Raw genomic sequence first — 16231 nt, 5'->3', positions numbered from 1 at the left:
TTCTATATCGAAGAGTTTTACGCGATGTGAACTATTTTACATTCGTTTTTCATCTACTCACCTCACTATTTTTATTTCAATTATTCTTGTAAAATTATATTTCTAAACTTGATTACTCCTTTCCATTTAAACAATTATTTGCAAAGATACATCGCTTTCAATTCTTAAAAAGTGTATGTTAAATTTACATGACAAAATCATAGTTAATAATAATTCACACTCATTAATCCATAAAATTTGATCTAAATTATATAATAAATTACTTTAATAATATAATTTTACGCAAAATTAATTGAGTAACTTGTCATATGAATTTTATAGATAAGTTAACTTAGTATGATAGATCGTTTTTTAAGAATCAGAGAAAATTCAGAGCAACTTTGTAAACCTTTATATATTGAAGATTATTCTCTTCAAGCTAGTGAATTTGTATCGCCTCCAAAGTGGCATTTAGCGCATTCTACTTGGTTTTGGGAAGAGTTTGTACTTACAAAATATGATACAAATTACATTCTTTACAATGAAGACTATCATTTTTTATTCAACAGCTATTACAATAATGTAGGAAAAAGAGTTTTACGCCCGTTAAGAGGTTTAATGTCTAGGCCCTCTGTAGCTGAAGTTTACAGTTATAGAAAGTACGTTACTGATGCTATGGTTACTTATTTAAATACACTTCCAAGTGAAGATATTTTAGCTGTAGTAGAAATCGGAATCAATCATGAAGAGCAGCATCAAGAACTTTTAGTATGTGACATTAAATATATTTTTGGAAACCAACCTACTTTTCCCGTCTATCAAGATAGTTTGAAAACTAAACTTGAAACTCAAGCAGCCCAGTTTATCCCCTTTAATGCTGGCTTGTATGAAATAGGGCATCAAGGAAATGGTTTTTGTTTTGATAATGAATTGGGTAGTCACAAAGTATATGTTGCTGATTTTGAAATATGTGACAAGCTAGTTTCAAATCGTGAATATTTAGAATTTATTGTGGCTGGAGGTTATATAAACTTTGATTTTTGGCACGATGACGGCTGGAGTTGGATAAATAGCAATAAGATTGAAGTGCCATTGTATTGGCATAAAATAGATAAGGAATGGTGGAACTATACTTTGAATGGTTTACAGAAATTAGATCTAGATTTACCAGTAATGCACCTTAGTTTCTATGAAGCTTTTGCCTTTAGCGAATGGAAGGGTTGCCGTTTACCAACCGAATTTGAATGGGAAATCGCAAGTGATAAATTCAAGTGGGGGCAACTATGGGAATGGACAAACAGCGCTTATTTAGCTTATCCGGGATTCAGTAAATTACCGGGCGCGTTAGGCGAATACAATGGTAAGTTTATGATAAATCAAATGATTCTTCGCGGCGGTTCAGTTGCAACGCCCGAGGGACATAGCAGGAAAACATATCGTAATTTTTTCCCGCCAGATATGCGTTGGCAATTTAGCGGATTGCGACTAGCAAAATAATTAAATATCAATAGTATGAAAGCAATATTTAACAAAGTAGTGATCGCTGAAAGTCAAGAAACTGTGGTCGTTGAAGGAAATTACTATTTTCCTTTTACAAGCGTGAATTAGGATTATTTTACAGAAACGAATAACCATTCAACTTGCCCTTGGAAAGGGAAGGCTTCTTACTGCACTATAAAAGTTGACGATGAAATAAGTGATAACGCTGCTTAATTCTACAAAGAACCAAGAGGCAGTTATGGGAATAAAAGAGCACCTAGCATTTTGGAAAAATGTCACAATCGAAGAATAAATTTTTTACTTAAAATAAACTTATGAAAGAGTTCGATTTTATCATTATTGGCAGTGGGCAAGCGGGAGTACCTTTGGCTTTTAGCCTTTCTAAAAAAGGAACAGTTGCACTGATAGAAAAAAGTTTTATTGGTGGAACTTGTGTTAATACTGGTTGTGTTCCCACAAAAGCGTATGTTGCCAGTGCACGGCGAATATGGGATAGCTTACACGGTGAAGAAATGGGAATCGAAATTCCAGCTGGTGCAAAAGCCAATCTTGAGAAAATAAAAGCAAGAAAAGAGATTTTAGTAAACACTTCGCGTGAAGGTATTGAGAAAAGTATTGCTGAAAATGATAAAATTACTCTTTTTAGGGGGGAAGCTTATTTTATTTCAAATTATCAAATTGAAGTTGATGATTGCAAAATTAATGCAAAACAAATCTTTATAAATGTGGGAGCAAGAGCGATCATTCCTAAAGAGTATTTGAAGGTAGATTATTTAACAAATGTCGATATTTTACAGTTGACAAAGCTACCGGAGCACTTAATAATCATTGGCGGAAGCTACATAGGATTAGAATTTGGTCAAATGTTTAAGCGTTTTGGTAGCAAAGTAACCATAATTGAAAGCGGGGATCGACTCATTAGTAAGGAAGATGAAAATGTAAGTAAAGCTATTGCCGAAATTTTGCAAGAAGAACAGATAACTATAGAATGTAATGCTAAAGAATTAAGTGTATCTCAAAATGATAAACTAATTTCAGTAAAGATAAATGGAACCAATAAAGAAATTAGCGGTACCCATATATTACTGGCTATCGGTCGGTTACCAAATACAGACACATTACATGTAAAAAACACTTCAATTATTTGTGATGAGAAAGGGTATATTACAGTTGATAATTATTGTAAAACTAATGTAGAAGGTATTTTTGCGATAGGAGATTGCAACGGAAAAGGTGCGTTTACTCATACTTCTTATAATGATTTCCAAATTGTAGAAGACTATGTTCTGGGAGCTAAAAAAAGGAAAATTAGCGACAGAATTATTACTTATGGATTATTTATTGATCCACCATTAGGAAGAGTAGGTATGACAAAAAAAGAAGCAAAGGAGAAAGGTTTTTCTGTTTTAATTGGGCATAGATCTATGGATAAAGTAGGTCGGGCCAAAGAAAAAGGAGAAACTAAAGGATTTATGGAAGCGGTAATTGATGCAGAAACAAATCAGTTTTTAGGAGCTTGTGTTTTAGGTGTTGGTGGTGATGAAATTATTAGCGGAATTACTAATTTAATGTATGCTGAACAGCCTTACACGGTTTTAAGAGATGCCATTCACTTGCATCCTACTGTTAGTGAACTTATACCTACTATGCTAGAAAATTTGACATCAATCACTAAAGAATAAAGTTTTGATTAAAAAATTATATGGTCATTCAAGTCAAAGCAGCTTGCTATTTTATGGAGCGTCATTTGGCTTATTCTTCTTTCTGACTGGTTTATTTGCTCCCACTTTTTTAACGGAAGTTTGGAACAATGTGAACAAAGTTTTATTATCTTTTTTTAGTACTTATTATTTGTGGGTGGGATTGATAAGCGTTATCGCAGCAGTGGTTATTTTGTTTATGCCTTTGCGAAAGCAACGTTTAGGTAATGAAAAACCCGCTTTCTCTTATTTTAGTTGGGTTGCTCTATTATATAGCACGGGCATGGGTTCAGGATTATTGTTACGTGCAGTGCAAGAGCCAACTTACTATTTAAACAATCCTCCCGTTGCAACAGTAAATGGTAAGGTTACTGCTTTGCAGTATACTTTTTTTCATTGGGGTTTCACGCCTTGGGCCATGTATAGTTTGTTTGGTTTAATTGTGGCATATAATCTTTATGTAAAAAAAACGCCCAATTTATTAGATGCCATAGTCCCCTATACTAAAAATAAAACCGTAAAATACATCGCCACAATATTCATTGTATTAATCACAATAACTGGTGTTGTAGCTTCTTTAGGATTAGGAACTGCACAAGTTGTAAATGGTATTGAATATGCGTTTAAAGTAGATTATGGAACAAATTTTTTATTGTTAATGGTCGTTCTTATCGGAATTGTTTCAACATATTCGGCATTGACAGGATTAAACAAGGTCATTAAATTTTTAGCTGATTTCGACTTCACCTTTTCGATTATACTTATGTTGTTTATTGGTTTTTTTCTCAATTTTAAGACTTTTTTGTATCAAACTGCCGCAGCTTTTTATAATTATGTTATTCATTTTGTAGAAATGAGTTTGTCACTTGGAAGCTACAAAACTGCTCCCAGCTTTACACAAGAATGGACCGTTTTTTATTGGGCTTTTTGGTTAGCTTGGGTTCCATTTACCGGAATATTTATCGCAAGAATATCTAAAGGTAGAACGATAAAAGAGTTTTTAATTACAACGATTTTTATTCCAACAATAGCAACTATTATTTGGTTTTCAATATTTGCAAACTCAGCTTTTGAGATTCTTGCTTTAGGGGATAAAACGCAGTTTGATAATGTTTTTATTTCATTATTTGTGTTTCTAGAGCATTTTCCGTTTTACTCCATTACATTTTTTGTTGCAGGATTATTGGTGCTTATTTCTATTATAAACTCTATTGATTCGGCAATATTTGTTCTGGGTATGTTTAGCGATAATGGAAATGAAAATCCTTCTAAGAGCCATAAACTGGGCTGGGGATGTATAATTACTTCAACGGCTCTTGGACTTACCGCTCTGGGAACTAGTGAACTCCTGAATGGTGTTAGCAGTTTATTGATCATTATGGCTTTACCTTTTAGTTTTTTATACGGATGCATAATTTTTACATTTTTTAAAAATATAATTGCAAATAAAGGATCAACAATTAAAATAGAAGGGAACTGATAAAGTGCTTACACATGGAAATTAGAAACATTATATTAAATAGAGATGACTGAAATAAAAACGATAAAGAAAATTGAGGACGACACTACTGCGGTTGATTATTTCAAAAAAGAAATTGAGGAAGGATTAAGCAATATTAACAAGTCATTGCCATCCAAGTATTTTTATGATAAGAAAGGCGATGCCCTGTTTGTTAAAATCATGCATTTACCTGAGTATTATGTAACGCGATCAGAACATGAAATTTTTAAAACAAAAAGTCAGTCTATTATTGACGCTTTACAATTGAACCCCAACACATATTTTGAGTTAATAGAATTAGGTGCTGGAGATGGTTTAAAAACTAAAGAGCTCCTACGAGAATTAAACCGATTAAATTATAAGTTTGATTATATGCCTGTTGATATTTCTCAAAATGCATTAGACAACTTAGCGAAAGATTTAAATAGAGAAATGCCAAGCCTTTCTATTAGTAAGAAACAAGGTGATTATTTTGAGGTTTTAGAATCATTAAACGAAAATCATAAACCTAAAGTTATTCTGTTTTTAGGGTCAAATATTGGAAATATGTCTGATGAGGTTGCTACTAATTTTATGTCGAAATTAAGTGCAAATTTACAAAAGAAGGATAGGTTGTTCGTAGGTGTTGATTTAATTAAACCGGCCTCCATCGTGCTTCCAGCTTACAATGATAATCAAGGAATTACTGCCGCCTTTAATCTAAATCTACTTGAGAGAATAAATAAAGAATTAGGAGCTAATTTTAATTTAAAATTCTTCAAACATCAACCCGAATATAAGGAGAGCGAAGGAATTGCTAAAAGTTTTTTAGTTAGTACCAAAGCGCAACAAGTTTACATTACTAAAATTAATAAAAGATTTGATTTTTATGAAGGTGAAAAAATTTTGATGGAAATATCTAGAAAGTATAATGATACAATCTTAAACGCAATTTTAAGCAAAACCGATTTCATTATTAAAAATAGAATAACAGACAGCAAAGTTTATTTTGCTACTTATATTTTAGAACGTAAATAAAAGGGAGCATTAGATAAACGCAGTCGTAAATTTTACAAGTTGAAAAGCTCTTTTTATAGTTTAAATATAATCTAGTTTTAATTTTTAAAAGTTGAATTTATTTGCTTGACCAAACAAGTTGTCAAACTATATTTTAATTTTGTTTCTATAAATCTAACTCTTTAAATTTTGTTTCATTCTAAAGTTAGAAGTAATAAAAGCACTATTATTTATAGTGCTTTTTGATATGATGAGGTTATTGATTTTAATAAGCTCTTGTCATTTTTTCTTTAATTTCTTTTAAACACAAATTATTAATGCTTCCTTCGTGAGTGTGCTTGGTTTCTTTTGGAGATTGAAATGTACCATTTTCCAGTTGTTCAGCAACCGCTTTATAGGCATCTCTAAAAGGTATTCCGGCTACCACCATTTCGTTTAAGGAATCTACCGTAAACAAATAATCGTATTTTTTATCGTCCAAGATATGTTCTTTAACCTTGATGTCTTTAATCGCAAAAATCGCAATATCCAAAGACGCTTTCAGGTTTTGAATTGCTGGAAACAATCCTTCTTTCAACAATTGTAAATCCCTGTGATAACCGCTTGGGAGGTTATTCGTAATTAAAGTAATTTCATATGGAAGCGCTTGAATCTTGTTGCATTTTCCACGGATCAACTCAAAAACATCAGGGTTTTTCTTATGTGGCATGATGCTCGAACCTGTTGTAAGATGGGCAGGTAAACTGATAAAATCAAAATTCTGACTCATATACAAACAAACATCCATCGAGAATTTCGATAGGGTAGCAGCCACGCTACTCATCGCGAAAGCCACTGTTTTTTCTGATTTTCCACGGCTCATCTGTGCCGCAACCGAATTGAATTTTAAGGTTTCAAAACCTAATTCTTTAGTCGTAAATGTTCTGTCAATAGGAAACGAACTTCCATAACCTGCAGCTGAACCTAATGGATTTTGGTCTACAATTTTCAAAGCGGCATTCAGTAGCGTTATATCATCAATCAAAGTTTCAGCGTAAGCGGAAAACCACATTCCGAAAGAAGAAGGCATCGCAATTTGAAGGTGCGTGTATCCTGGTAACAATACATTTTGGTGCTTCTCTGCTGATTCCATCAGTAAATCAAAAAGGCTTTTTACTTGCTCTTTTAATTCTTTTACGACATCTTTCAGATACAAATTAACATCAACTAAAACTTGGTCGTTACGAGAACGAGCGGTATGGATTTTTTTTCCGGCATCGCCTAATTTTACAGTTAACAGATATTCGATTTTAGAATGTACGTCTTCAAAGCTGTCTTCAATTTCGAATTTTCCGTTTTCAACGGCTTTTATTATTTCTTCCAAAGCCAAAACCAAAGAAACAGTTTCGGAGTCTGTTAAAAGCCCGATTTGGCCCAACATTTTTGCATGTGCAATAGAACCTAATGCATCATATTTTGCAAGAACTAAATCCAGTTCTCTGTCGTTTCCAACGGTAAAATGTTCGATTTGTTTATCGGTTGGTATTCCTTTTTCCCAAAGTTTCATATGTGGATAATTAGATTTTTAGACTGTTCGATTTTTAGCCCCGATAGAAGCGACATCCTTTTTCTGGCTTTTTTAGCCAGGAAAAGATATAGCGGATAGCGGGATTAGCTCCTCCTTCGACTGCGCTCAGGATAATTTTTATTGTTTGAAAAAAGCAGTTAATATTTTGATATACAACTGAATTCCCTCTTCTATTTCATTTATAAATATAAATTCATCTGCCGAATGTGAACGTAGGGTTTCACCAGGTCCTAATTTCAAGGATTGACAACTCAAAACCGATTGATCCGAAAGGGTAGGTGAGCCATAAGTGGTTCTTCCCAGTGCGATTCCGGCTTGTACTAATCCGTGTGCAACAGGAATTGATGATGCGTTTAAGTGCATCGAACGCGGATTGACTTCGGCGGTCAAATGACTTTTTACGGTTTCTAAAATTTCGTGATTGCTGTAACAATCATTCACGCGAATATCGACGACCAAATGACATTCCGCGGGAACCACATTGTGTTGTTTTCCAGCAATAACTTGCGTTACGGTCATTTTTACGGGACCTAAAACCTCCGATATTTTTTCGAATTGATAGCTGTTAAACCATTCGATAACGGGTATCGCATTGTAAATAGGATTGTCAGGATTGTTGTGTGCGGCGTGACTGGCAGTGCCTTTTACGATGACATCCAATACCAATAACCCTTTTTCGGCTACGGCCAATTGCATCAAAGTAGGTTCTCCCACAATGGCACATTCCAGTTCCGGTAAATCTTTTAATACGCTGTTTAATCCATTTTTTCCGCTGCTTTCTTCTTCGGCTGAAGCGACCATCACAATATTGTAAGGCAGGTTATCATTCGAATAAAAATATACAAAAGTGGCTAAAAGCGAGACCAAACAACCTCCCGCATCATTGCTTCCTAATCCAAATAACTTTCCGTCTTTTACGATGGCTTCAAATGGATTGTTGGTATAGCCTTGGTTTGGTTTTACGGTATCGTGGTGTGAATTCAGTAATAGCGTTGGTTTAGTCTTGTCAAAATGCTTATTGAAAGCCCAAACATTATTATTCTCTCTTTCGAAAGGGATACTATTTTGTGTAAACCAATTTTCGATTAAAAGAGCTGTTTTATCTTCTTCATTTGAGAATGAAGGCGTTTCAATCAGTGCTTTTAATAGCGCAATGGCTTCTTGTGTAAGGATTTCTATGTTTTTCATACTTGTTTTAGCCACGGATTCATAGATTTTTTTTTAAATTGAAATAAAAAATTTTGTGCAAATCTGTGAAATTTGTGTTTAACTTTTTTTATAATTTGATGCGTGTACAAATTGCGTTTGAATCTTTCAACATTCGGTGATGACCAATTTTTATTTTTTGAACTCCTTTAGATAAACTGTTAAAACAGTTGTCTAATTTAGGAATCATACCGGAATGTATGGCTTTTTCGGCTTTTAATTTGGAATAGAATTCTTGATTTATGTTCTCAATTACCGAAGAATCGTCTTCGGCATCATATAAAACGCCCGGTTTTTCGAAGCAATAATTCAAAGTGACATCAAAAACTTCCGATAAAGCAATTGCTAATTCGCTGGCAATAGTATCCGCATTCGTGTTTAATAATTGTCCTTTACCATCATGTGTTATCGCACAAAATACAGGAACTATTTCATTAGAAAGCAATATTTCCAACAAGTTTGTATTCACTTTTTTGACATCGCCCACAAAACCATAATTGATTGTAGGATGGTTTCTTTTATCCGATTGAATTAAATTCCCATCAGCACCAGAAAACCCGATCGCATTGGTGGAATTAGCTTGTAATTGAGCAACGATATTTTTATTGATTTGACCTGCATAAATCATCACAACTACATCAAGCATAGCGGCATCGGTAATGCGTCTTCCATCAATCATTTGAGGAACTAAACCAATACTTTCGGCCATTTTAGTAGCTGATTTGCCACCACCGTGAACAAGTACTTTACGCCCTTCAATTTTAGAAAAATCAGATAAAAACTGTGCTAATTCCGTTGGGTTGTCAATAATATTTCCACCAATTTTTATGATTGAAAGGGATTTTAGGTTCTGGGTTTTGGGTTTTGGACTCATTTTTAATATTTTAAAAATATTTTCTCTACTTTCTACTTTCTAAAATCTTCTGTAACACTAGTTGTGCGGCATAGGTTCTATTATTGGCTTGTTCGATAACAATTGAATTTTCACTGTCAATCACATCATCCGTAACAATTATGTTACGTCTTACCGGCAAACAGTGCATGAATTTAGCATTGTTAGTCAGTTTCATTTTATCGGCATTTACGGTCCAATTTGGGTCGGAATTTGTAATCTGACCGTAGTCGTTGTAATTGCTCCAGTTTTTGGCATAGATAAAATCGGCATTTTCGAAAGCCTTATCTTGGTCGTGTTCAATCTTGGAGTCTTTCGTGATTTCCGGATTCAATTCGTAGCCTACAGGATGCGTAATTACAAAATCAGCATCTTGTAACTGCATCATTTCCACAAAGGAATTGGGTACCGCTTGAGGTAAAGCTTTAGGGTGTGGTGCCCAAGTCAAAACTACTTTTGGACGGTGTTCTGTTTTGTGTTCGGCCATAGTAATCGCATCGGCAAGGGATTGTAATGGATGTCCTGTCGCACTTTCCATATTAACAATTGGCACAGTGGCGTATTTTAAGAAACCCATAAGAACCGTTTCGGCATTGTCTTTTTCTTTGTCTACTAATCCTGCAAAAGCTCTGATGGCAATAATATCGCAATATTGAGAAACAACCGCAGCCGCTTCTTTAATATGTTCCGAAGCACCGGAATTCATGATGGCTTCATCTTCAAATTCTAATGTCCAACCTTCGCTGGTAAAATTCATTACCATGACGTTCATTCCTAAATTTAAAGCTGCTTTTTGGGTACTCAAACGCGTTCTTAAACTGGAATTAAAGAACAACATTCCCAAGGTTTTATTTTTACCCAGTTTTTTGTTTTTAAGTGGTTTTTTCTTGATTTTCAATGCTTCTTTCACCCATTTGTTGAGCGAATCTATGTTTTGTATGGAGATGTAGTTCATTTTAATTGTGAGTTATGAATTATGAGTTATGAATTGTCTAAAAATCTAACAATCAATATTCGAATTAAATTATTTTCGTAAAAGGAATTTCGTTTTTTAAAGCTTTCAAAATAAAATTGTCTTCCAAGCCATTGACAATCCAGGTTTCGATATTAGCGGCTTTGGCAATTGCCGATGCTTCTATTTTAGATTGCATTCCACCAGTTCCGTGCGAAGATTTAGAATCGCCAATCTCTTTTTCCAATACTTTTAAATCGGTTACCAAAGAAATAGTTTCAGGAACGGCATCATGGATGGATGCTTTGGTGTAAATCCCATTCGTATTGGTAGCGATAATCAGAATGTCAACATTTAATAAAACGGCGGTCAAAGCGGCTAATTTATCGTTATCACCAAACTGGATCTCATCCGTTGCCACGGTATCATTTTCATTTATAATTGGAATATAACTGTTTTTGACCAACACATTGATTGTGTTTACAATATTTACTTTGGATTGTTCTTTTTCGAAATCAGAATACGAAAGCAAACACTGCGAAATCAGTAATCCTAAATCACTGAAATTTTCATGATAAATCCGCATTAAATGTGGCTGGCCAATAGAAGCCAACGCTTGTTTTACAAAAACATCTTTGTCTTGATTTTCCAATTTTACAAATTGTTTGGCCGCAGCAATCGCACCGGAACTCACAATGATAAACTCGTAATCGTCTTGTAAAGCGGCTATTTGCATACCAATATCTTCAATCTTTCCTCTCGAAATGTGATTGGTTTCCTTGGTTAAGGTATTGCTTCCTAACTTTAATAAAATTCTTTTTTTTGCCATTTTTATTCTTTATTCTAAATCCTTCTTTTTTTCATTCTTTCGACTTTATGACTATTTTCTCATTTGTCCATTCCCGTAAATATACCACTTATTAGTAACTAAATGTTGCAATCCAATAGGCCCACGTTGGTGTAATTTGTCTGTACTGATCGCCAATTCGCCACCTAAACCAAATTGTCCTCCATCAGTGAATCGAGTAGAGGCATTTTGATAAACGGCTGCAGTATCTACATTTTCCATGAATTCCTGGGCAATTGCATCATTTTTTGTGATTATTGAAGCGGAATGTCCGCCACAATATTTATTTATTTTGTCAATCGCTTCTTGATCCGAGTTGGTTGTTCCAATAACAATTTTATAATCTAGAAACTCTTCGTACCAAATTAAATCGGATTCAATCTGAGGAACATTTGTTACTCTTGAGATATTTTCATCTCCCAAAACAGTAACGTTTCTTTGTTGTAATTCCTCAGTTATTTTTTTTGCAAAAGCTTCCCAATTTTCAAGATTAGTATCAATTAAAACTTTATCTAAAGCATTGCAAACCGATATATTTGAGGTCTTTGCGTTAATAATAATGTCAAGTGCTTTTTTTAAATCGGCTTCTTTATTCACATACACAAAATTATTTCCGCGACCACTAATTATAACTGGACATGTGGCATGTTTTTTTACAAAAGCGATTAATTTATCGCCACCACGAGGAACGATTAAGTCCACTTTTTGTGTTGGTTTCTCTAAAAATGCCTGCGTTTCTTCCCGATTGTAATTCAAGTATTCCACCCATTCCGTTGATACATTGTTTTCTTTTAAGGCTTGGTGCCACAATTCCACAATTTTCAAGTTGGATTGCAAAGATTCTTTTCCGCCTTTTAGTAGAATTTTATTTCCGGATTTAAAAGCGATTCCGCCTGCTTCAACAGTAACATCGGGTCTGGATTCATAAATAATCATTATAGTTCCAAAAGCCGCTGTTTTATTGATGATTTTCATTCCGTTTTCATGGTCGAAATTAAAACGCTCCACGCCAATAGGATCTTCCTGACTTGTTAATTGTAGCATGGATAAAATCATGCCGTCAATCTTGGCATCATCAACTAATAAACGTTTTTCCATAGCCAAATCATTCCCAGAATAATTATTGATATCCTGTTGATTCACTGTTTTAAGGTTGCCTCTTTCTGCTTCCAAAAGTTCGGACATACGGCTTAAAACGGCATTTCGTTTTTCTATTGGTAATAAGTGGTTCATTGCTTTTGGTTATTGGTTAATGACGAATTAATAAAATTAAAATTTAAACCATGTAAGGAATATAAGTTCATTTAAGCGTATTTAAATTTTGATTTATATGTCCTTATATTTCTTATATGGTTAAAAAAAACCAAATGATTTTGCTTTATCATTTAAATAATAATCTTACTACGATTTTAATTCAATTAAACTTTCTTTTAAAGCTACAATAAAGGTATCAATTGCTTCTTTCTTGATTGTCAGTGGCGGAAGAATTCTTAATAAGTTTTTATTGTTCGCATTTCCTGTAAAAATATGTTTGTCCATAATCATTTTTTTACGAAGATCACTTACGTCAAAATCAAATTCTACACCTAGCATTAATCCTCTTCCTTTTACCTGGATCACTTCAGGAACTTGTTTGATTGCTTCTAAAAAATAGGCGTAAACGTCAGTTACGTTATCCATTAATTTTTGGCTTTCAATCACATCCAAAACTGCTATTCCAGCGGCGCAAGCCAAATGGTTTCCACCGAAAGTAGTTCCTAATAATCCATAACTCGCTGTGAATTTTGGAGAAATCAAGATTCCGCCAATAGGAAATCCGTTACCCATTCCTTTCGCCAGACAAATAATATCTGCTTTGATGTCATGATGTTGGTGTGCAAAAAACTTTCCGCTTCTTCCGTACCCTGATTGTACTTCGTCTAAAATCAAAACGGCATCGTAAGCGGCACATATTTTTTCTAATGCCTGAAAAAATTCAGTTGTTCCTTGGTCTAAACCGCCAACGCCTTGAATTCCTTCAATAATTACAGAAGAAACATCTCCTTTTTTCAATTCATTTTCTACCAACTCAATGTTATTCAAGGGTAAAAAAGTAACGATTTGTTGTGCATTGATTGGCGCCACAATTTTTTTATTATCTGTTACCGCAACTGCCGCCGAAGTTCTTCCATGAAAGGAATTATCAAAAGCAATTACACGAGATTTATTATTGTGAAAAGAGGCTAATTTCAAAGCGTTTTCATTGGCTTCAGCTCCAGAACTGCACAAGAATAAAGTGTAGTTTTCCAATCCTGAAAGTTTACCTAATTTTTCTGCTAATTCTACTTGCAATGGATTCTGAATCGCATTCGAATAAAATCCAATATTATCCAATTGATTTTTTAATTTGGCTACATAATTCGGTTGTGTGTGTCCAATGGAAATTACTCCATGGCCACCATATAAATCTAAATATTCCACTCCTTCTTCATCTGTAATAGTACAATCCAGTGCTTTTACAGGTGTGATGTTGTATAATGGGTAAACGTCAAATAAGTTCATAATAATCCTCCCCCTAACCCCCTCCGAAGGAGGGGGAATAAAAACTTGCAACGGGGGGTGTTGTTTTTATATTTATACTATTTTTTGCATTTCGTCTCCCTCCCCTTCGGGGAGGGTTGGGGAGGGGATTAAAATCCGCTTGGTTTCAAATGTAATCCTGTGGTTTCATCCAATCCAAACATTAGGTTCATGTTTTGTACGGCTTGTCCGGAGGCTCCTTTTGTTAAATTATCAATTACTGAAGTAATCAATAACCGGTTTCCTTTTTTCATTAAACTAATAATACATTTATTCGTTTGAACCACTTGTTTCATGTTGATTTCAGTGGTCGTAACTGTTACGAAAGGTTGGTCTTTGTAAAAAGCCTCATATTTTGCCACTACATCTTCTAAATTTTCTTCGATTGTTGTGTATAATGTTGCGAAAATCCCTCTTGCAAAATCCCCTCTGTTAGGGACAAAAATCAATTCGTTTGTATAATCCGCTTGCAATTGATTGACGCTTTGGTTTATTTCGCCCAAATGTTGGTGTTCAAAAGCTTTGTAATGTGACATATTATTTGATCTCCAACTAAAATGCGTCGTTTCCGAAGGTGAGACTCCTGCTCCCGTGCTTCCGGTTGTGGCATTGATATGAACATCAGTCGTAAGCATTTCGTTTTTGGCCAATGGCAATAATGCCAATTGAATCGCTGTGGCGAAACAACCTGGATTAGCGATAAATTGAGCGTTTTTGATACCCGCTTTATTCAATTCAGGTAAACCATAAACGAAAGATTTACCATTGAAATCTTTGTCTTTTGTTAATCGAAAATCATTTCCTAAATCGATGATTTTGGTATGACTCGCAAATTGGTTTTGCTCTAAAAATGATTTTGATTTACCGTGTCCTAAGCACAAAAAAACTACATTTACATTTGGATTTACAGTATCGGTAAAATTCATTTCGATATCGCCCATCAAATCATGATGCGCAACCGAAAGTGGTTTTCCAGCGTTTGTCGTGCTGTACACAAAATTAAGTGTTGCATTGGGATGAAACATCAATATTCTGATAAGTTCGCCCGCAGTGTAACCTGAACCGCCAATTATTCCAATATTAATCATAATCTTATTTTTTAAACGTACTAGAATTAATCCTTGTTGGAGTAATTCGATTTGTATTATTTTTTAACCACATAGATACATAGATTTTATTAATTTTATAAGGCGTTTCACTTTATTGGAGTAAAATGTAGCTTTGTGTAACCAAGAATTGGTCTATGTAGTTCTTTTTTCTATGTTTCTATGTGGTTAAATTTTATATTTATTGATTAATTCAGAATTTCAATTAATCATAATTCTGATGATTTACAGATGAAAATATGTTTTGGGCATTCCCAAGAATTTTGATAAATCCTTTGGCATCGTCAGATGTCCAAGCGTTGTTCATTTCCCCGTATTGACCAAAAGTGGTATTCATCAAATCATTTTCAGATTCAATTCCGTCCAATGTAAAATGATATGGTTTTAAAGAAACGATAACGGTTCCGTTTACAGTGGCTTGGGTATCTTCCAGAAAAGCTTCGATGTTTCTCATTACAGGATCCAAGAATTGTCCTTCATGAAACAACATTCCGTACCAGTTTCCCAGTTGTTCTTTCCAGTATTGTTGCCATTTCCCCAGCGTATGTTTCTCTAATAAATGGTGTGCTTTGATAATGATTAAAGGTGCGGCGGCTTCAAAACCAACTCTTCCTTTAATTCCGATAATGGTGTCGCCCACGTGCGTGTCTCTGCCTATCGCATATACGCTGGCTAATTTTTCTAAGGCAACGATATTTTTTGTGGGTGTGTTTAATGTACCATTGATGCCTACTAATTGTCCTTTTTCAAATTGTAGAGTCACTTTCTCTTCTCCGGTTTTTTGCAATTGCGAAGGATATGCTTCATTTGGTAAAGTTTGATTGGACGTCAATGTTTCTTTACCGCCTACGCTTGTTCCCCATAATCCTTTATTGATAGAATATTGTGCTTTTTCCCAAGAATAATGAACTCCATTTTTAGATAAATAATCAACTTCTTCCTGTCTTGATAATTTTAAATCTCTAATAGGAGTGATGATTTCAATTTCGGGAGCAATGGTTTGAAAAATTAAATCAAAACGAATTTGGTCATTTCCTGCACCAGTACTTCCGTGAGCGATTGCTTCGGCACCAACTGATTTTGCATATTTAATCGCTTCGATAGCTTGAAAAACACGCTCAGCACTTACGGATAATGGGTACGTATTGTTTTTTAATACATTTCCATAAATCAAATATTTAATGGCTTTGTCATAATATTTATCGACGATGGTAAGATTTGTATGTTGTGCACTTCCTAATTCGTAGGCTCTTTCTTCAATAGCGGCTAGCTCCGTTTCATCAAATCCGCCTGTATTTATAAGAACGGTATGAACTTCATATCCTTTTTCGTTTTTTAAATATTTTAGGCAATAGGAGGTATCTAATCCTCCACTATAAGCTAGTACAACTTTTTTCATAATTATTGTTTTTTTCCTCCCCCCAGC

General features: G+C 34.4%; 13 protein-coding genes and 1 pseudogene. 5 read left to right on the top strand and 9 right to left on the bottom strand.

The genetic code is table 11. The features are described from left to right. Positions 1-336 precede the first annotated feature (336 nt). The 5 genes and pseudogenes from egtB to ACNQGJ_RS14360 all read left to right on the top strand — a co-directional run bounded on the left by egtB (position 337) and on the right by ACNQGJ_RS14360 (position 5697). A complete protein-coding gene (gene egtB, locus ACNQGJ_RS14380; protein WP_417974276.1) occupies positions 337-1476 on the top strand; it encodes an ergothioneine biosynthesis protein EgtB in 1140 nt (379 codons plus the stop codon). 15 nt (positions 1477-1491) lie between these two features. After that, positions 1492-1692: pseudogene (locus tag ACNQGJ_RS14375) on the top strand (DUF427 domain-containing protein). A gap of 101 nt (positions 1693-1793) precedes the next feature. Continuing rightward, positions 1794-3161 (top strand): mercuric reductase, encoded by a 1368-nt coding sequence (locus tag ACNQGJ_RS14370; RefSeq protein WP_417974278.1) that lies wholly within the window; start codon positions 1794-1796, stop codon positions 3159-3161. Between the two features lie 4 nt (positions 3162-3165). Beyond that, a complete protein-coding gene (locus ACNQGJ_RS14365) occupies positions 3166-4659 on the top strand; it encodes a BCCT family transporter (RefSeq protein ID WP_417974280.1) in 1494 nt (497 codons plus the stop codon). Positions 4660-4704: 45 nt separating this feature from the next. Beyond that, positions 4705-5697, top strand: coding sequence for an L-histidine N(alpha)-methyltransferase (locus tag ACNQGJ_RS14360; protein WP_417974282.1), 993 nt, complete (start codon positions 4705-4707; stop codon positions 5695-5697). A gap of 244 nt (positions 5698-5941) precedes the next feature. Here the strand turns inward: ACNQGJ_RS14360 and argH are convergent, their stop codons facing one another. From argH to ACNQGJ_RS14315, 9 genes are all read right to left on the bottom strand, one after another. Continuing rightward, complete coding sequence (argH, locus tag ACNQGJ_RS14355) at positions 5942-7222, bottom strand: argininosuccinate lyase (protein ID WP_417974284.1); 1281 nt, start codon at positions 7220-7222, stop codon at positions 5942-5944. 138 nt (positions 7223-7360) lie between these two features. After that, positions 7361-8431: a M20 family metallo-hydrolase gene (locus tag ACNQGJ_RS14350; protein ID WP_417974286.1), complete on the bottom strand. Its 1071-nt coding sequence runs from the start codon at positions 8429-8431 to the stop codon at positions 7361-7363. A gap of 88 nt (positions 8432-8519) precedes the next feature. Then, positions 8520-9323: an acetylglutamate kinase gene (argB, locus tag ACNQGJ_RS14345; RefSeq protein WP_417974288.1), complete on the bottom strand. Its 804-nt coding sequence runs from the start codon at positions 9321-9323 to the stop codon at positions 8520-8522. A gap of 25 nt (positions 9324-9348) precedes the next feature. Beyond that, the gene (locus tag ACNQGJ_RS14340) at positions 9349-10296 is read right to left on the bottom strand and encodes an N-acetylornithine carbamoyltransferase (protein WP_417974290.1); all 948 of its coding nucleotides are present in this window, start codon (positions 10294-10296) and stop codon (positions 9349-9351) included. Positions 10297-10360: 64 nt separating this feature from the next. Continuing rightward, the gene (gene proB, locus ACNQGJ_RS14335; RefSeq protein ID WP_417974292.1) at positions 10361-11122 is read right to left on the bottom strand and encodes a glutamate 5-kinase; all 762 of its coding nucleotides are present in this window, start codon (positions 11120-11122) and stop codon (positions 10361-10363) included. Positions 11123-11173: 51 nt separating this feature from the next. Then, positions 11174-12373 carry a glutamate-5-semialdehyde dehydrogenase gene (locus ACNQGJ_RS14330; protein ID WP_417974294.1) on the bottom strand — a complete coding sequence of 400 codons (1200 nt, stop codon included), beginning with the start codon at positions 12371-12373 and terminating at the stop codon, positions 11174-11176. 168 nt (positions 12374-12541) lie between these two features. Then, positions 12542-13681 carry an aspartate aminotransferase family protein gene (locus ACNQGJ_RS14325; protein ID WP_417974296.1) on the bottom strand — a complete coding sequence of 380 codons (1140 nt, stop codon included), beginning with the start codon at positions 13679-13681 and terminating at the stop codon, positions 12542-12544. A gap of 128 nt (positions 13682-13809) precedes the next feature. After that, positions 13810-14787 (bottom strand): N-acetyl-gamma-glutamyl-phosphate reductase, encoded by a 978-nt coding sequence (gene argC / locus ACNQGJ_RS14320; protein WP_417974297.1) that lies wholly within the window; start codon positions 14785-14787, stop codon positions 13810-13812. 223 nt (positions 14788-15010) lie between these two features. Next, complete coding sequence (locus tag ACNQGJ_RS14315; RefSeq protein WP_417974299.1) at positions 15011-16204, bottom strand: argininosuccinate synthase; 1194 nt, start codon at positions 16202-16204, stop codon at positions 15011-15013. Between the last annotated feature and the right edge of the window lie 27 nt (positions 16205-16231).

It is taken from the genome of Flavobacterium cryophilum, from assembly GCF_048286555.1.
GTDB lineage: Bacteria > Bacteroidota > Bacteroidia > Flavobacteriales > Flavobacteriaceae > Flavobacterium.
This window is presented reverse-complemented; position numbering and strand designations above follow the sequence as displayed.